This window comes from Larkinella knui (assembly GCF_003858645.1).
Classification (GTDB): domain Bacteria; phylum Bacteroidota; class Bacteroidia; order Cytophagales; family Spirosomataceae; genus Larkinella; species Larkinella knui.
In genome coordinates this window covers 714,065-732,361 of record NZ_RQJP01000001.1, presented here as the reverse complement: position 1 = coordinate 732,361, position 18,297 = coordinate 714,065, and the positions used below count along the sequence as shown (strand labels likewise).

Genomic DNA, 18,297 nt, shown 5'->3' with positions numbered 1-18,297 from the left:
TGAAAACCCTTGATCTGAATGGACTTATTTACGCTCATTACACTCCTTATTGTGATCTCCGCGCTGTTTGCCTACCTCAATACGCGCTGGCTTAAGCTTCCGGATGCCATTGGGATTATGGTCTTATCACTCCTTTTTTCGGTTTTGCTCATTGGCTTAAACGCTTTTCATCCCGCCTGGTTTGCCGTAATCCGCCAGGCCTTGGGGCAGATCGATTTTGGCCGGGTTCTGTTCGATGTGATGCTGAGTTTTCTGCTGTTTGCGGGGGCTTTTCATACCGATTCCGCGCAATTAAAACTGGAACGTCGGTCGGTCATGCTTTTTGCCTTAATCGGTGTATCGCTTAGTACAGCCCTGGTCGGTACAGGGCTCTATTTCCTGGCGGGCTGGTTTGGATTTGCCTTACCCTATCCGGCTTGTTTACTGTTCGGCGCCTTGATTTCTCCCACTGACCCGATTGCCGTGCTGGGTATCCTGGCCAAATTCAAGTTGCCCGAGAATGTAAAACTCAATATCGTGGGCGAATCCTTGTTCAACGATGGGGTCGGCGTAGTCGTATTTGCGTCCATCTATCGGATTGTTGTCAATGGGGCCGACAGCATCAGTGCGGGGGAAATTGGCTTGTTGTTTCTGGAAGAAGCCGGCGGAGGAATCTTATTTGGCCTGGCGCTGGGCTATGGAATGTTCCGGCTGCTGAAATCCATCAATCATTATCAAACCGAAGTGATCCTTACCGTTGCAGGCGTGATGGGGGGCTACCTGCTGGCGCAGACGCTCCACATTTCCGGACCCCTGGCCATGGTGGTAGCCGGTCTGTTTGTGGGTGGCCATGCCCGGCAGGGAGCCATGAGTCACACCACCGAAGAATATGTCGATAAGTTCTGGGAATTAATCGATGGCATCCTGAACGCCGTGCTTTTTGTATTGATTGGCCTTGAATTATTACTTATCGATTTCCAGTCGGGGTATTGGCCCATTTGCCTGGCCGTTGTCTTTTTAGTTTTGCTGGCCCGGTTCATTTCGATCTGGGTCCCTTTCAACCTGGCGCGACGCTGGCTCGATCTGGACGATAAGGCCCCCCTTATGCTGACCTGGGGCGGGTTACGGGGCGGATTATCCATTGCGATGGCCCTGTCAATTCCGGCCGCCTTGCCGTATAAAGACCTGCTGGTAACGATTACCTATGCCGTGGTCCTGTTCTCGGTGATTGGGCAGGGCCTGACCATGGAACGGCTGATTCGGCGACTCTACCCACCCGCATCCAGCAAGTAACGCCTGGCCAACGGGTCAATCAGCACGGGTCGGTTTTGAAGGGGGTTTATTGGGTACGGACTGCGCCAATGTTTCCTGGACAAATCCGGTTTTCAGGTGTTCATAAAAAGAGACCGGATCAACCAGCGAAGCCGCGCCCTGGGCCATCAACCCGCCCAACAGGAGCTGGAAGATGGCCGAATGCCGATCCGTCATTTCAAGGACCAGAATAGCGGCTGTAAACGGCGAGCGGACCACGCCGGTCAGGAAACTCACCATGCTGACCAGAATGATCAGGTTGGTATTGGCGGGTGTAACATGCAGCAGACGGGAGAGGCCATCGCCCAGAATGGCACCGGCGCTGAGGGACGTGGCGAAAATACCGCCCGCGGCTCCGCTACTGTAGCTAAGGGCCATCCCCGCAAACCGCACCGGAAAGAGATACCAGGGCGTCAGGTGATCATTCTGAAACAAGAGCCGGTTGATGATGGGTTTGCCCGTTCCGGCGGCATCCGTTCCGACCAGAAAGGCCAGCCCGGCCAGAACCAACCCACACCCCAGCACCCATCCCGCCTGCGCGGCAACGGTACGGAATCGGCGACGGTAAGAATTTAACCCCAAGAGAGCCTTGGCAAATACCGCCCCCGCAAAACCGCACAGCATCGCCACCAGCGCAACAATACCCAAAAACCAACCGGTCGAAGCCGTCACTTTGGGAAAACCCAGGTATAAATACGGCCCCAGAATGGCTTGTGCCGTCATACCGGCAATAATCACCGCCGTGAAGACGGCGGTACGAAAACGGGTAATGTGGGTTTGCGTCAGCTCTTCCACCACAAAAACGATTCCACCTAAGGGCGTGTTAAAAGCCGCAGCCAGGCCAGCCGCCCCGCCGGTGACGAGCGCAATTTGGCGCGATAGCTGCGGCCAGCCCGACGGTTGGAGCCGGTTAATGGCCCGAAAAATGGCCGCCGAAATCTGGATGGTTGGCCCTTCCCGACCAATGACCCCTCCGCCGAGTAGCAAGACCACACTACTGAACATTTTGACCACCGCCACCCGCAGACTCAGCAGGTAGGCGGTGTGTCCGTGCGTGGTTGGGCTGGCGAGTTCAATCCCGGCCATGACCTGCGGAATACCGCTTCCCCGGGCGGCAGGGGCCCATCTGGCCACGATCCACCAGGCAACCACAAAGGCTATAGGGGTCAGGATAAAGACCAGCAGGGGTTGGGCTTGGATCCAGGTAAAACTGGTTTGCTCCGCCCACACAAACAATTTTTCGTAGCCAACCGCAACCAGACCAGTCAGGATGGAAGCGACCCAAAAGGGCAGACTTTGAAGAATAATCCGGCGGACCTGCTCGGTATACAGCCGCCGGATCAGATGTCGGTCGAGCCAGGCCAGCACCAGGGCATAGCGGGAGGGTCTATTGGCCATTGGTCAGTAAAAAGTATCGGTTTCTATACTAACACAGGAATGCGGTATCTGATTGACAGAATGGCCAATTCTAAGCAAATTTTAAGTTTTCCTTCAGTCCGTTATGAGGGCTCGAGGGTGGGTTTGAGACCATCAACCACCCCAAATGCAGTTGAGCGAGTAAAAACATTTGGACGATGTTGCGGTGAAGTAGACGGCAATGGCTGCTATATCTTTTGAGTTTTAAAATACCCTGTAGCCGTCAGCAATACCGGTAAAACCTGCTGTTGCTGGCTGCTGTTCGACATTGCCTTCGAGGGTAGCCAGTTTTCTATGGTATTGAAACCCCATCACTAGCCCGGAAACCGGGAATACCGTATAGGCTCGTTCTGTTTCATAAGCGACACGACAAAATAATGGATATCAGGCTTGAGCTTCCCGGTTGGACGATGCTTCCCGAACTTCATTGGGCATTCCGCACAGAGGTTATAGATCCACTTAGTAAAACAGGGGAATTATCAGATAGGGCCCATTTAAGCAGATACGATTTTAATGAGTACTACGACAGATTTCTTTATGCAGTCTATAAGCTACTTCCAGACAGGTACAAGAATGGCTGCCATTCTGACGGGATTAGGCACGGGCCAATGGGAATCAAAGGTAACAAACCGCAACCCGACCAAGGTTGTGAATTACCCTGAAATAGTTTTACAATTACTGTATCAGGCTATTTCAGGGTAATTCACAGGTGGCTTAATTTAATAGCCCGGATTCTGTACGATTTTCAGCCCGAAATTGGCATCAATAAATTTCTGCGGAATGGGAAAAAGAGCGTTTTTATCCTGAATCGTATTGACGGTTGTGGCGAAACCGTTGTATTTTTTTACCCGCTCCACCAGTTTTCCCATCCGACTCAGCGTTAACCGACGCGGTTCTTCCACGACCAATTCCCGCAACCGTTCATCCAGAATATAATCCAGATCGACCTGAGACGCCAGTACGGGTTTTGCTTTAGCCCGGCCGCGGACCACGTTGATATCGTCAGCCGCTTTTTGCTTTTCTCCTTTCAATAAATACGCTTCAGCCCTGAGCAGGTACGTTTCCGCTAGCCGCATCATAGGCCAGTCATTAAAGGTAGTGCCTTTGGCCGCTCCGGCCAGCGATAAGCCTTCAATTTTCCGGAATGAAGGGTAAAGATGATAGAGCGTGTCGAGGTATTGATGGTTCTTCACTTCCTGACCGTAGTACTTTGATGCCGGATTGTTGTAATACCATTTCCGCCGGATGTTGTATCCCGAATTGCGGATGTCAGCCGGGTCGTTCCAGATTCCGTACAAAATATGATTACTGGGCCGTATCCAGCTCACTCCCCGCCCCAAACTATCCGCCAGGAGCATTCCCGAACTATTATTCGGATCTTTCGCATCAAAATACCGCGCTCCCCAGGCCCGTAGCCAGGTTTTTCCGTTTGCGCTGGTTCCACCGGATGTGCCGCCCGCCGTCTGAAATTCAAATTGAACGACCCACAAATTTTCCAGGTTGCCACTGCTCCGGTTTTGATTTCCATCCTTCCACAGATCCGAAAAAACATCCCCCGGTTGTGCTTTCATCGTACCAAAACGCTCGGTCATGAGCTTATTCCGGCCCGAGCCGATGACCGATGACGCGGCCGCGATGGCTCCGTCGTAATTTCCCAGGCTGATGTTTACCTCCGAAAGCAAATGATCGGCAGCATCTTTCGTGATACGACCGGGTTGCGATTCGGTTACCGGAAGCCACTGAGAAGCAAACTCCAGATCCGCTTTGGCAAACGTAAGTACCTCTTTGCGTGAACTCCGCTGGTAATCGACACGGGGCTCCGTGGCCAGTTTATCCACAATAACGACATCCCCATACAGGTTGGTGAGTAAGTTCAGCGTATAAGCCCGAAAAAAACGAGCTTCCGCTATGACGGCGTTTTTCTCGGCTTCGCTGCTCCACACTGCGGTGGGCCGCCCGGCATAGTCGATGATCAGATTCGCCCGGGGCAGTTCCGTAGTATAGGCCCAGTCCCAGAAATAATTGACGACACCATAGCTCGGGGTGAGCTGAGCCTGGTAATCCCGCAACAAAACATCGCGCACCCCAATCGAACCCATGTCCGTCGCTAAAGACAACGCCCACCAGCCATCGGCGCTGTTCAAATTGATCATCTCCCGCAATCCCTGGTGCAGCGACGTGATGGCACTTTGAAAACCAGCCTTGTTCACCAATACGTTGTCTGAACCCAGAAAACTGATTGGTTTTTCGTCCAGAACGGATTCTTTACAGGACTGACCGGCCAGCAGCAGTATACCCACCAGTCCTGTTTTTAGATAAATAAGCAGTTTATTGTTCATGATTTGAGGCTAAAGAAAGGTTCAAAAACTGATTGTTGCTCCTGCCGAAACCGTACGCGGTACGGGGAAAGCGCTCCGGGTGCCATCACCCGTTTCCGGGTCCATCCCCTGCCAGCTGGTAAACGTATGCAGATTCCGGCCACTGACGTAAAACCGAAGCGTATTCATCCGTAAACGCTTGGTAAACTCTTTCGGCACATCATACGATAAGGCAACTTCCTGAATGCGGACAAAATCCCGGCTCTGGAAGTATTGGTGTCCATACGGATTGGTATAGACCAGCGAAGAGCGGGTAGTCGATTTATTCTCGGGCGTCCACCAGCCCGCATCCAGGAAATTGGCAGCCCGTCCGGGGTTGTTTCCGCCCCCGAAAACACCCGCTGACGGGTCCAGGGCCAGCAGGTTGTTGACGCCCAGCCAGCCTTGTAAGGCATTGATATTGAGCATCAGGCTAAAGTTTTTGTACCGAAGGGAATTCACAATGTTCCAGCGGTATTTGGGTTGCAGCGTGCCCTGCACCACCCGATCATCGGGCGTTATTTTTCCATCGCCGTTGGCATCCTGCATCCGGAAAAAACCGGCCTTCTGTCCGGCAGGAATTTGGTCACCTTCCTGGTAGACCCCGTCCAGGCGGTAATCATACGCGACGGAAATGGGCTGTCCGATGAACCACTTGTTGTTGATGTCGTTGTCTTCGGTTCCATCCCCATTGGCGTCGCTCTGGTAAATGTGAACGATCCGGTTTTTGTTGGCGGAAAACACCAGGGTACTGGTCCATTCCAGAGGCCCCGGTTTCAGATTTACCGTATTCAGGGTGACTTCTACGCCCTTGTTGTTGGTAGCGCCAATGTTGGTCAGAATGGACGTAAAACCGGTCGGTCCGGGCAATTGCCGGGTGAGTAACAGGTCTTTCGTATTCATGCTATAATATTCAACGGTTCCCCCGATGCGACCTTTAAATACCTCAAAATCAGCAGCAATATTGGTCGTGGTGGTGGTTTCCCAACGCAGATCCGGACTGGCAATGTTGAGGGGAAAGATGCCCGTAGAGGTCGTACCGCCATCACCATATACGTATTGAACCTGCCCCAGTTTGGTCAGCGACTGGTAGGCCGATATGGCCTGATTCCCCACTGAGCCGTAAGATGCCCGGAGCTTGAGCAGGTTGATGGCCGACAGCGTTTTTATGAATGACTCATCCGAGGCTATCCAGGCGAAGGCCGCCGACGGGAATACACCAAACTTGTTGTTGGCGCCAAACACCGAATTACCATCCCGGCGAGTGGTGAACGTAAACAGGTAGCGATCTTTGAACCGGTAGTTTAGCCGGGCCATCGACGAGATGGCATCCACCTGGGAAGCGCCCAACGTTCCACCGGGATACGTTACCGCCTGAATTTTAGCCAAGGCAATGTTATTCCAGCCGTTGGCATCGCTGGAGCCCGAAAAATCGGTTCCCGAAGAAATGATTGATTCGGCATACGCCTGATTTCGTCCGTACAACAACGTCAGATCGAAGCCGTGATTTTCACCAACCTGGCGGCTATACGTCAGAATATTTTCCAGTACCCAGTTCTTGTTGAAATCGGTCCGGCGGCTGGCAAAACCCGTATTATTGATACCGTTCCGTTGGTAAATGGGCTGGAAATCATTCAAATTAAACCAGCGGTAATTAGGAGAATAATTAATCCGGTACGACAATCCCTTGATGAAGGGAATATCCAGGACGCCAAAAAAATTGGCGAACAGATTGCGCTGACGTTCCTGATTTTTATAGATCAGGGCGTTATAAAGAATACTGCCGACCAGGCCATCCTCATTGCCAAGCGGTTTGGGATCGGTTTGGGCGGCATCCACCCAAACGTCGTTGTAAGGCGATGTCCAGAAGGCGACCCCCATGTCCGCCGAATTTCCCGACAGATCCCGTTCTGCATACTGCGCATTGATGCCGATCTTAAGCCAGTCGGTAACTTGCGTATCCAGGTTGACCCGAACGCTGGTCCGGCTGGCATTATCGTTGTAGATAAGCCCTTTTTCGTTGTTGTAGTTAGCGGAGACGTAATAGTTTGTTCGGGCCGACCGACCGGCTACACTCAAATCCAGGTTATAAATTCCGGCCTGTTGCGAGGCCACCTTAAGCGGATCGATCGTTTGGCCTGCGGCATAGTTTCTGGCTTCCGTAGCGGTAAGGTAGCCGCCAATTTTCGCGGGGTCGGCATCCAAACCACTCTGCTTCCGCCAGTCCAGTGTTTTTTCGATATACCGTTCCGGCGTCAGTAATTTGGGCGTGTAACTCCAGCTGGAACTTCCGTAATACGTATTCAGCCGGATGGTCGGTGTTTCAGAAGTGCCTTTTTTGGACGTAATCAGGATAACACCGTTGGCAGCACGGGCCCCGTAAATGGCGGTAGCCGATGCATCTTTAAGCACCTCCATGGATTCGATGTCGCCCGGATTGATGTCGCTCAGGTTCCCCTCAAAAAAAATACCGTCCAGAACAATCAAGGGGTTATTACTGGCCGAAATGGATCGTTGCCCACGCACCAAAATACTTCCTCCCTGACCGGGCCGCCCATTGTCGGTAAATTGCACACCAGCCACCCGGCCCCGCAAGGCCTGGCCGATGTTCGTCGTCGGCGTGTTTTCCATCTGCTTTAAATCGACTTTGGTCACCGATCCCGTAACATTCCGGCGAGATTGCGTACCGTAACCGACCACCACCACTTCATTCAACGTTTTATCATCGACGAGTAGCGAAACCGTCAGCCGGGTCTGGTTATCAACACTTATCTCTTTGGCAACGTAGCCAACAAAACTGAACACCAGCGTGGCCGGACCATCCGGTACGGTCAGACTGAATTGCCCCTGGCCGTCACTGTTGGTTCCGCGTTGGGTGTCTTTCAAGACAATACTAACGCCCGGTAAGGGTTCGCCTTTGTCGTCCGTCACGGAACCCGTTATGGTTCGATCCGCTACTTTCTGTGGATCGTTATACTCCACGATGATCCGGTGGTTTTTCAAAGCGGAACCTCTGGTCGCTTCGGCAAGGGCTAAACCCGCAGGCAGAAGGCATAAGCAGAGCTGGAAAACTGTGAACCGCATCGGTTTCCAGCCTGGAATAGTACATTGATTGGGCATAATTTTAGTTGTTTTAAAGGCGAAGGGCAAAGGCATCCCCTGTCATCGGTTTTGGACCGATTCGATCAGATTCAGGGAGCAACACAGGCAATTGGACCTTAAATACAGGGGCTTTTAGAGGGTAGTTACCTATTCAGGATGCGCGTGCGGTTTGTTGTCATAGGTGATCAGACTAACCATCCGCACCACATAACCGGGATCAGGATTCAGTACTTTAACCCGGACGGCATGTTTGCCTTTGGGAAGTTGATATTTCCAGAAGAGTTCGTGTCGCCGTAGCCGGAAACTGGTTGGCAACTTCGCTTTCTCAACCAGTTTATCATCGATGTATAGCTCCGCATCAAATACGTGGACATTGGCCTTGTCATTGGCAATATCGACTTTTACGGGTTCAGCATTTCCTCTGAGCACAAACCCAATGCCGTCAACCTCAAATGAATACTCATTCGTAAGTTCTTTCTGGATGGGTTTTACACTCACGGGGAAATGACCGGTGAAGCCTTGTTCCAACCGAACTGCCTGAGGCTTTTGTACGGCCAGCGTTACGTCTTTATCGGAAACTTTACCGCCATTGCGCTCAATCATCTGCAACGCGTGTTTCAACCCGATGTCATACACATCATTCAACGACATGGTCGTATACCTGAAATCGACGTCTTCGGCTTCTTTCAAGCCCAATTTCCAATACGATGAAATTTGATCATAGCCTATCATCGTACCCAGGATACCCGCTGCCGATGAGGGATTGCAATCTGAATCCTGGCCACATCGGGTGCTGATTTCCATGGTTTTCGTAAAATCCCCGTTGCCGTACAGGAGGCCAATTACAATGTAAGCCGCATTGATCTTGGCATCGATGTCATAAGCTGAATAGACTCCCATTGGACAACCGGCCTCGTCGGCCCATTTCCGTTGCACTTCAAACCATGTTTTTTTCCAGTCATTGGGGTATTTTGCATGCCAGCCGATTACATCATTGATACACTGATAGAATGTGCTCTGCGCCGGTATTGTTTTCAGGGCTTCCTTGACGACATAGTTGATGTCTTTGGAAACAAAAGCCAGCGAATACATGGCACCAACGTAAACGCCCCCATACCATCCGTCGCCATAGTTCATGATGTGGCCAATGCCGTCGCCAATCTTTGCCGCCGTGTTGGGCATACCGGGAGCCATCAGGCCGGAGAAGTCAGCTTCAATCTGAAAGTCGATATCATCGGCGTGCGGATTATTCAGCCAGTGGCCTGACTCCGGCGCTTTTAGACCATGAAGAATATTGTACCGCCCTACCTGATTGGCGTGCCAGAGCCGGTATTCGGAGTTGGCGTAGGCTTTGGCATGAGCTTCGACGGGGGCATCCAATCCGTGCTTTTCAAATACATCGACAAACGTGAGATCCATGTACAAATCATCGTACAGGCTCGGACTGCTCATCATACTGTGTTTAATATACCCATCATACCAGGGGATTTTCTGGTAGTCATTGATCATCGTACCGTTGAACTGAAATTCCGTTGGACCGCCAAACGTGCAGCCGATGACCTGACCCGCCCAGCCGCCTTTGATTTTATCACGCAGTTTTTCTTTAGACATGCTTACGTACGTTGGCTGCGGTTTGGGCGCGATGAATCCAACAACGACAATGAGGAACAAAGACCAGGAAACTAGTTTTTTCATGCTGAAGGGATGTTAAAGGGTTACCTCACAGAGTGAGGTACGAATAAGTGTTAGGGTTTTTCTGTTTCGGGAGCGACCATGCCTAGTCGAAAAGATGTAAAATGCGCTCCTGAAAGGCTATATGGAGTATCTATCAAGCATCACGGGCAATAATCAGCAGACTCAATCCCGCGACGTAACATAGAAGCATAATATTCAGGAGTCTGTGGGTGGTTTGGGGAGCATGTCGGAATTCGCGCCAAACGTAAATGCCCCAGATGGCAGCAATAACCGTGGCCCCCTGCCCCAGGCCGTAGGATATGGCCGGACCTGCTTTGTCAGAAGCAATTATACTGAATAATAAGCCGATGCACCATATCGTTCCACCCAGAATACCCATGGCGTGATTACGACTCCCCCCCCGAAAATAATTCGCATACCGAAGAGGCTCACCTATAAAGGGCTTCCACATCAGCAGTGTATTGAACAAAAAATTACTGGTTAAAACCCCAATGGAGAAAAATACCACGGCTGAGTAAGGGCTGAGTTTTCCGGGTTGCGGTATTTGAAAATCAGGGAACATCGATTGCGCTACGTACTTGTAAAAGAGGCCCATTAAACCACCACTTATAATAGCCAGCCAGAGTCCCTTCCTGGACAGGCTTACGGATGAATCAGGGTTTGTTCGATAGGCTTTCGCGTTGAGGAGAATGGCAACGACAATCATAACAACGCCCCCCAAAAGGATGCTTGCATTGCCAACAGGAGCATTTATGTAATTGATAATTACGCCGATTACCAGGGCCAGGCCAACGCCAACCGGAAAAGCAACCGCCATACCGGAAATAGAAATAGCAGCCGCCAGCAGAATATTGGAGGCATTAAAGATGACTCCTCCCAGGATGGCTGAAAACATGTTGGACTTATCGGCTTGCGCAATGTCGGTAAGAAATGGTCGCCCGCCCTCCCCAATACTCCCTAGCGTCAATGCTGAGAGAAGTGAAAAAAGGAAAATACCGATGACATAGTCCCAATAAAACAACTCAAAACGCCACTGGCCAGCAGCCAGTTTTTGCGTATTGGCCCAGGAGCCCCAACATAGCATTGTAATCAGGCAAAAGACAACTGCGACCGTATAATTTGGAATGATAAACATAAAACTTGAGAAGGTTACGGTAATTCGGACGGATCGATTGACAAGGGTAATTTATTGACTTCGCGCCAGTAGGGTAAGGATGCCTGAGCTCCCATTCGTGTCACACAGATCGAAGCGACCTTACACGCAAAAGCAACGGCCTCTTCCAATGGCTTTTTCGAGGCTAAGGCAACCGCCAACGCGCCGTTAAAACAATCGCCCCCGGCGGTCGTATCAATTGCCGTAACAGGGGGCGCCGGAATCAGTTTTCCCAGTTTATCAGTTTGCAGGTAAGCTCCTTTATGCCCTAAAGTTATGATGACATTGGATACCCCTTTATCGCGCAACGCCTGGGCTGCCTCCCTGGCTGATTTTAAGTTTGTTACCCGAATTCCCGTCAAAAGCTCAACTTCGGTTTCATTGGGTGTGATCAGGTCCAGGCACGCGAAAAGGTCGCTGGGCAGAAGTTGGGCCGGAGCGGGATTTAAAATAACAAGGATCTTTTTTTCAGCACATCGGCGAATGACGTAGCTAACAGTTTGTAGCGGAATTTCTAACTGAATAAGTACGATATCGTGGGGATTTAAATCATCAATAACCGCTTCAACATCTTTGGGCATTAGATAACTATTTGCACCGGGAGCTACGGTAATACAATTTTCCCCTTTCGCATCTACATTGATCAGCGCTACACCGGACGGATGTTCCGGGTCTGTTGAAGTATACTTGAGATTGATCTTTTCGCGCTGGAACTGTTGTATGGCCTGTTTTCCAAAAATGTCATTTCCCACTTTAACAGCAAGGGCAACTTGACCGCCTAGCCGAGCTGCGGCAACCGCCTGGTTGGCTCCTTTCCCCCCTGGAGTCATTAAAAACTGTCCCCCGATTACCGTTTCACCAGGTATAGGCAATTTATCGGCTTTTACGACCATGTCGGTGTTTGAACTGCCAACAACACATATTACAGAAGTATGCATAGAAGAAGACGAATTGGTTGTTCAAAAGTATCTGGAATAATTTATAGTTTATAGCGTCTTTTTTCCTGAAACAGGTAAAGCTATAAAGGAAATGATCAGTAAAAAATCGAAGTAGTGCCCTTATATACTAAACTTTATCTCTAAATAATACCATTTTTCCAGTACACTTTAGGTAATGCTATGGTATCGATCGAAACACTTCATTTACTTATTCATTCACTGACAAAATCAGAGAAACGGTATTTCAAACTCAGCACCTCCATACAGGGGGGAGAAAAGGATTACCTTACCTTGTTCAATTGTCTTGATCGGCACCTACAATTTACGAAGGAGTTAAGCCGGGATCTTCATGAGAATTTTACAACCTCGGCTTTGGAGACAGCCCGTAAGTATTTATATAAGACCTTAATGAGGAGTCTACGGCAATTTGGTGCGGATAAAATTGTCGAAGATCAACTACAGGCCTTGCTTAGCGACAGTCGGATTCTGTTCGATCGAGGGCTGATCGAAGCCAGTCTTGAACAACTTGACAAGGCAAAAACGATCGCGTTGAAGTATGAAAAGTTCATTTACTACATTTTAGCTTCCCGACAAGAGATCCAGTATATAATATCCCAGCAATTTGTTGGCTGGGATGAAGCTAAACTAGTTGAGAAGCAGGAGAAAATCTCGGAGCTCTTACGCCATGAACTGGTGATCCAGCACCATGCCTCTCTGTATGAGATAGTGTCGATGCGCTACTGGAAAACTGGTATAGTAAGAAGCCGTCAGGAAACACTACGGCTAAATGATTTACTTCTTGAAGAACATCAGGTGTTAAGTTCCCAAAATATTGAGTCGTTCGAATCCAAACAGCTTCACTTACAGTTTCAGTCGGCCTACTTCCTAATGACGGACAGTCCTCAGGATAGCTTACAAATGCTTTATGAACTGGACAGTTTGTTTCAAAGTCATAGTCATCTATGGGCCGACAAGCCGTTGTATTACATGCACGTAGTGAACAATGCCTTACAAACGATGCGGGTAACCCAGCAGTACGAAAAAATGGATTATTTTTTAGGACAAATGCTATCCATATCGACGACTTCAGATACGTTAAAACTTACAACCCAATGCCAGGTTATTGAAAACCAGCTACACGTTGCTGTAAACACAGGAAACTACCAGCAAGCCAGTCAGCTCATCAGCCACAACCAGGATCTAATTGAAAAAGATCTTTATAGGCTACCTTTACAAATCCAAGTGCAACTTAAATTAAGCATTGCCCGTGTTTACTATCATTTGGGCAATTATAGTGAAGCTCTGCGCATTATCAATCAAATTTTAAATCAGCCTACGCGCTCCCTAAGTCGTATTTTATATGTGAGTTGCCGATTGATGAATCTGATGATCCACGTGGCGCTAGAAAACCGGGATTATATTCATTATGAGCTTAGGTCTATTGAGTTAAGGTTAAAACGGCAGAAAACCGGGTTCCGTGTTGAGCAACTTTTTCTGAAAACACTGAGGCATTGGCTAAAAAACAATCCTTTGAAGCAATTTTCCAGGCAATTTTCACTACTAAAGAGAGACCCTTTTGAGCGCCAGGTAATTTTAGAATTGGGACTGGAGGAGTGGTTTAGTAAAGTTGATGCCCCTTCTGGTTAGACTCGATAACTTTTGATTCGCAAATAAACTGACCTTGTCTCTAAAAACTGGATATTGAACGAGTAGAGAAATCCGGGCGATTTTGATAATTCAACTAATCACGAAATCGCTTATGGAAAAAACCCGCGGTGGCGGACCGCAAGTTCACAGAAGCACAACGGGGTAGCCCGAGCCATCGTTTTGCGCTTCGACAGGCTGATACCGGCGTATCTGTTGCGGAGGTCTGCCACACTTCCAATGGCAATATCTTACCGTAATTTTGAACAGACATGTTGACATCAACCCCAATTCATAACAAGATAAGGGGTTGCCATTCGTTGATCAGTTAATTTGCTTTACGACCTCTATCGCTTTACCCAAAACGCATGAACCAACACCAATTATGACTAAACAGCGAATCTGTTTTACAGGAGGATCAGGAAAAGCCGGTAAGCACGTCATTGCCTACCTGCTTGAGCAAGGCCATACCGTGATGAATGTTGACCTGAGTCCGCTGCATCTCCCAGGAGTCACCAACCTGATAGCCGATACCACCGATTCCGGTCAAATGTTTAATGCGCTCAGTGCGTATGCCAGCTTCGACGAATTGGAACCAGGTACGGGCATACCCCACTTTGATGCCGTCGTCCATTTTGCCGCCGTGCCCCGAATTTTACTCAAACCCGATAACGAAACATTTCGGGTCAATACCTTGGGTACCTACAATGTGATTGAAGCCGCGGTTAAACTGGGCATTCAAAAAATTATTATTGCTTCTTCCGAGACCACCTATGGCATCTGCTTTTCGGATGGTCAAACCAACCCGAAAGTCTTGCCCCTGGAAGAGGACTATGACGTAGATCCCATGGATAGCTACGGCTTATCAAAAGTCGTTAATGAACAAACGGCCCGCAGCTTTCAACGACGCTCGGGCGTGGATATTTATGCGCTTCGCATCGGTAATGTGATTGAACCCCACGAATACCAAGAGCTGTTTCCCTACTACCTGACTCACCCTGAAGTCCGTCGCCGGAATGCTTTTTGTTATATCGATGCGCGGGACCTGGGCCAGATTGTGGACTTATGTTTGCAAAAAGATGGGCTAGGCTATCAAGTGTTCAATGCCGGAAACGACCACAATGGGGCTCTACTTTCCAGTAAAGAACTGGCGGAAAAATTCTTTCCCGGCGTGCCTTTTCGTCGCGAGTTAGCAGAGCATGAAGCCCTATTTTCCAATCGAAAAATCCGGGAAGTGCTGGGCTTCAAGGAACAACATAACTGGCAGAAGTACGTAAAGTGAGGCACATGAACTACCCTCAGACGTTTTATCCAGTGAACAGGCCGGCAATGGTCAGCGGGGTTTGTACGCCCAAATGTTGAGAAAGATTTGGTCAGAAAGGTATGACATTGTGGCGCTGCTTTTGGGAAAGTTGGAAAAGGCAACGAGGTGTTGAATAGCTCCGGAAGGTTGCCTGAAAAATTCCCCTGCCTCTAGTTGAAAGCCCTTTACGGCCGGGGCCGTTTTACAACTCCATGAGCTGACCAGGATGCCCTTCCATACGTAGCGGAATCGGTATTGTATGGCAGCGGGACTCCATGCCCAACACCTCCCCTTTTTTATTCCGACCGCGAACGTTGATTCCTCGTTTACATTGGTTTACCAGGATAGGGGTGCCTATTGAATAGGAAGCGGCCCAATCTTTTGCCTTTCTGTGGGAGACTCACTTCCTTGGCACGGACTTGATCGCGCCCAGAAGGGGCAACTTTACTCGAAACCAGCCATTTACTTCCTCAATCAAGAGGTTAGATCCATCCGGATTAGCGGGGTGTAGCAGCCGGTATTTATCGGTGATATTGGACAGACCCACCCCGTTTGATTCGACCCGTACATTCCGGCGCTGCAAATTGTTCTCAACAACGAGTTGGCCCTCTGCCGTGGTCCGAATGCGAATCGTGAGGGGCTCATCGGGCAGGGCGCGGTTGTGCTTAACGGCATTCTCGACCAGCAGCTGCAACGTCAGGGGCGGAATCAGCGCATCGCGGTAGGCGTTAGCCACCGCCACCTCCGGGCAAACGCTGTTGCCAAAGCGGGTTTTGAGCAAGTGAAAATAGGACTCCATAAAATCCATCTCAACGCTAAGTGTGGTCAGCTCCTGATCGGCCGACCGCAGCAGGTAACGGTATACGGAACTCAGCTCGTCCACGTAATCGGTAGCTTGCCGGGGGTTTTCGTCAATGAGCGAGGACAGTGTGTTTAGGGCGTTGAACAGAAAGTGCGGGTTGACCTGACTCTGCAACGCGCGCATCTGCGCTTCGGTATGTTGCTGCTTGATCTGTTGAAGGGTTAGGTCGGCTTCCAGTTGACGGCGCAGACTGTGTTCCCGTTCGCGCAGAAGTTCCTGTTCGGCCTGCATCTGTCGACGGGTTTCGCGTCGCTGGCGGTAGGATAGCCCCAGCGATACGCAGGCAATATCAAACAAAAGGCCTAACTGGCCGATAAAACCAGGATGAATAGGCAAGGGCAGGCTAAACAGCCCAGCTCTCATGCCTGCCTGTCCATACTGAACGATGACAAGAATACCCAGTAGTTCACTAATCAACAGGACCAGCGTTCCGACCACAAAAAAACGGGCCAGCACATCCGTTTTTTGAATAGTAACAACGACAGTATAAGCGATGGTCAGGTAAGTAACCAGGATGATGAGGATTCGAATCAGGTTGAGCTGCATTTCATGCCAGCCGGTTTGCCAGGCCGACGAAAACAGGTTGAAATACACTTCGGGTATGGCTACCAGGGCAACGCTCCATTGAACCCGACGGTACCAGTCCGGCAAACCCGGTCGGTCGTTTACCGGAAGAAACGTAAGCGCTATTTCTAAATAAAGCAGGGAAAATAGGTGTAGCGAAACGGTCTGTATAAAGGCGAGCACATTGGGGGGTAAGCGGACATAGTCAACGCCAAACCCAATCATCCATAGTAAAATGTAGGCTGTGTACTGACCGTAGATGCGCTCTTGATGAACGGCCCATTGAATCAGGTTAGCGATCAGCATAACCAGCACGGCTCCCGTAAAAAGCAGGAACCACTGATTATAAGTCAGTGCGAAAGAAGGCATCAGACGGAGTGATTAGTGCAAGCGAAAATAAGCAAATATCGTTTCATCGGCTAGTTTTACCGCTTCATCGTTCGATCGTTTGAATCCGACCGAGCAGATAGCACCCTTGGGTATACTTGTAAACAATACAACCGTATCGATGTCAAGCAGACGTTTCTGGCACCAGTCCCCGCAAACCCCGCTCGCTTCCCTTCTCCCCTTGCCAACCGAAATGGTCAGGCGAATGATTGCTAAGGCTGAACTACCTACCAGAACCTGTTGAATAACTTTCAGCTCAAACGAATACCGAAGAGGTCTGTTCGGCGGGTATGATCAGCCGCATTTTAGCTGCGAGTTTACCAAGATCACGGTTAAACTTCGTATGCTGTACAGGAAGGCCAATGACGAGTTGACACTGTCCCTGTGAGAATGTCGCATATGTACAATCCTGCCCAAGCGAAGGTGTTTAGCTTTGACTCATCAAATAAGCTGATACACCATGAAACAGCTGAATTTACGGGCTTTCGTTAAAGCCCTCGCTAAAAACCATGCTCAACGTTTCAATGCAGGTACAGCCATTACCCCAGTGGGCTAAAATCGGGTCTAAAAGTGCTTTTTCTCAACTTAGTTTGATCCGGCTTTACAGTGCAATATGAACGGTAATTCTTTTAAAATTAGCCATGAAGAGTCTATTAATTAGTAGTTTACTTTGTTTCGGTGTCGTGTCTTTTGCTCAAACGAAACACCCGCTTTGGACGGAAAAAGAACGGCAATTTCTCATCGATGGTTTGCAATCTTCACAAGTCGATTTTTTGAATGAAGTATCCGGTTTAACCCAGAAGCAGATTCATTTCAAGCCCGACAGTACAAAGTGGTCAATTGCGGAAGTAGCAGAACATCTAGGCATTTATGATGAATTATTATACTGGGATTTATTAAATAACCAATTTACGCCTGAAATGCCGGAATGGGTAGAGAAAGTGAAAGGGGTGGATTCCGTGATGCTAGCTTATACGAACGATCCGGTCAGGTTGAAGGCGCCCTTTGTTGCCCAACCACTAGGACGCTTTGAAAAGAAAGCCGACCTACTCGCCTATTTTAATCGCTTTCGAAATGAAGTAATAAACTTAGTAAAAGAATCCAAAGCTGATTTTAGATTGCATTTCATTTTTCGTTCTGAAGATGCCGGTGTGTGGCGCGTTCGAGACCTTCAACAATATACCTTACTTTGGATTGCCCATACCCAAAGGCATACGAATCAGATAAAAAGTATCAAGGCATCTGCCAACTACCCTAAAAACAACCACCGCTAACTCGTCACTCAGGCCTGCCTGGTGCCGGGCGGATCTCCAGAGTTGAAACGAGGGCCGGTGTTTAATTTTGTCCGCATGGAGTGGGACGACTTGTGCTGTCCGAATATTTTGTCCCGCTTGACGACTGCTTTGACCCGAAGAATGAGCCGCGCAGGCTGCCCTGTTGGTTATGCCTTCCGTGTTGGTTGTCAACCGCAGTTGTTCACTTTTTATTGACAACATTCAGTCGGCACTGGTTATCCAGGTTTAGCTCCCAATCACAAAAAGCTTTTGAGACAAAAATGGGGCTTTTTTGTCAGCAGAAACGGTGAA

At 49.4% G+C, this 18,297-nt stretch carries 11 protein-coding genes; 4 read left to right on the top strand and 7 right to left on the bottom strand.

Annotated features, from left to right (window positions below):
- Positions 1-18: 18 nt before the first annotated feature.
- On the top strand, positions 19-1,272 hold the full coding sequence (locus EHT87_RS02905) for a cation:proton antiporter (RefSeq protein ID WP_124903659.1): 1,254 nt from the start codon (positions 19-21) through the stop codon (positions 1,270-1,272).
- A 15-nt stretch (positions 1,273-1,287) separates the two neighbouring features.
- On the opposite strand, the gene EHT87_RS02900 is transcribed toward EHT87_RS02905, so the two are convergent.
- The 6 genes from EHT87_RS02900 to rbsK form a co-directional block, all read right to left on the bottom strand.
- Positions 1,288-2,688, bottom strand: coding sequence for a chloride channel protein (locus tag EHT87_RS02900; protein WP_124903657.1), 1,401 nt, complete (start codon positions 2,686-2,688; stop codon positions 1,288-1,290).
- Positions 2,689-3,425: 737 nt separating this feature from the next.
- A complete protein-coding gene (locus tag EHT87_RS02895; RefSeq protein ID WP_124903655.1) occupies positions 3,426-5,045 on the bottom strand; it encodes a RagB/SusD family nutrient uptake outer membrane protein in 1,620 nt (539 codons plus the stop codon).
- A gap of 21 nt (positions 5,046-5,066) precedes the next feature.
- The gene (locus EHT87_RS02890; RefSeq protein WP_229320813.1) at positions 5,067-8,147 is read right to left on the bottom strand and encodes a SusC/RagA family TonB-linked outer membrane protein; all 3,081 of its coding nucleotides are present in this window, start codon (positions 8,145-8,147) and stop codon (positions 5,067-5,069) included.
- Between the two features lie 165 nt (positions 8,148-8,312).
- Positions 8,313-9,860, bottom strand: coding sequence for an ADP-ribosylglycohydrolase family protein (locus tag EHT87_RS02885; RefSeq protein WP_124903651.1), 1,548 nt, complete (start codon positions 9,858-9,860; stop codon positions 8,313-8,315).
- Between the two features lie 133 nt (positions 9,861-9,993).
- A complete protein-coding gene (locus tag EHT87_RS02880) occupies positions 9,994-10,995 on the bottom strand; it encodes a GRP family sugar transporter (RefSeq protein WP_124903649.1) in 1,002 nt (333 codons plus the stop codon).
- Positions 10,996-11,009: 14 nt separating this feature from the next.
- Positions 11,010-11,951, bottom strand: a complete 942-nt coding sequence (rbsK, locus tag EHT87_RS02875) for a ribokinase (RefSeq protein ID WP_124903647.1) — start codon at positions 11,949-11,951, stop codon at positions 11,010-11,012.
- Positions 11,952-12,131: 180 nt separating this feature from the next.
- Between rbsK and EHT87_RS02870 the strand changes: the two genes are divergently transcribed.
- Both EHT87_RS02870 and EHT87_RS02865 read left to right on the top strand, forming a co-directional pair.
- Positions 12,132-13,598 (top strand): hypothetical protein, encoded by a 1,467-nt coding sequence (locus EHT87_RS02870; protein WP_124903645.1) that lies wholly within the window; start codon positions 12,132-12,134, stop codon positions 13,596-13,598.
- Positions 13,599-13,980: 382 nt separating this feature from the next.
- Positions 13,981-14,877, top strand: a complete 897-nt coding sequence (locus EHT87_RS02865; RefSeq protein ID WP_124903643.1) for an NAD-dependent epimerase/dehydratase family protein — start codon at positions 13,981-13,983, stop codon at positions 14,875-14,877.
- Between the two features lie 421 nt (positions 14,878-15,298).
- On the opposite strand, the gene EHT87_RS02860 is transcribed toward EHT87_RS02865, so the two are convergent.
- Positions 15,299-16,693, bottom strand: a complete 1,395-nt coding sequence (locus tag EHT87_RS02860; RefSeq protein ID WP_229320811.1) for a sensor histidine kinase — start codon at positions 16,691-16,693, stop codon at positions 15,299-15,301.
- Positions 16,694-17,352: 659 nt separating this feature from the next.
- Here EHT87_RS02860 and EHT87_RS02855 point away from each other — a divergent pair.
- Positions 17,353-17,985 (top strand): DinB family protein, encoded by a 633-nt coding sequence (locus EHT87_RS02855; protein WP_124903641.1) that lies wholly within the window; start codon positions 17,353-17,355, stop codon positions 17,983-17,985.
- Positions 17,986-18,297: the final 312 nt, after the last annotated feature.

Bases quoted from the DNA above. Each gene is read 5' to 3' on its own strand.
- EHT87_RS02905 (WP_124903659.1), top strand. From the start codon at position 19: ATGGACTTATTTACGCTCATTACACTCCTTATTGTGATCTCCGCGCTG.
- EHT87_RS02900 (WP_124903657.1), bottom strand. From the start codon at position 2,688: ATGGCCAATAGACCCTCCCGCTATGCCCTGGTGCTGGCCTGGCTCGAC.
- EHT87_RS02895 (WP_124903655.1), bottom strand. From the start codon at position 5,045: ATGAACAATAAACTGCTTATTTATCTAAAAACAGGACTGGTGGGTATA.
- EHT87_RS02890 (WP_229320813.1), bottom strand. From the start codon at position 8,147: ATGCGGTTCACAGTTTTCCAGCTCTGCTTATGCCTTCTGCCTGCGGGT.
- EHT87_RS02885 (WP_124903651.1), bottom strand. From the start codon at position 9,860: ATGAAAAAACTAGTTTCCTGGTCTTTGTTCCTCATTGTCGTTGTTGGA.
- EHT87_RS02880 (WP_124903649.1), bottom strand. From the start codon at position 10,995: ATGTTTATCATTCCAAATTATACGGTCGCAGTTGTCTTTTGCCTGATT.
- rbsK (WP_124903647.1), bottom strand. From the start codon at position 11,951: ATGCATACTTCTGTAATATGTGTTGTTGGCAGTTCAAACACCGACATG.
- EHT87_RS02870 (WP_124903645.1), top strand. From the start codon at position 12,132: ATGGTATCGATCGAAACACTTCATTTACTTATTCATTCACTGACAAAA.
- EHT87_RS02865 (WP_124903643.1), top strand. From the start codon at position 13,981: ATGACTAAACAGCGAATCTGTTTTACAGGAGGATCAGGAAAAGCCGGT.
- EHT87_RS02860 (WP_229320811.1), bottom strand. From the start codon at position 16,693: ATGCCTTCTTTCGCACTGACTTATAATCAGTGGTTCCTGCTTTTTACG.
- EHT87_RS02855 (WP_124903641.1), top strand. From the start codon at position 17,353: ATGAAGAGTCTATTAATTAGTAGTTTACTTTGTTTCGGTGTCGTGTCT.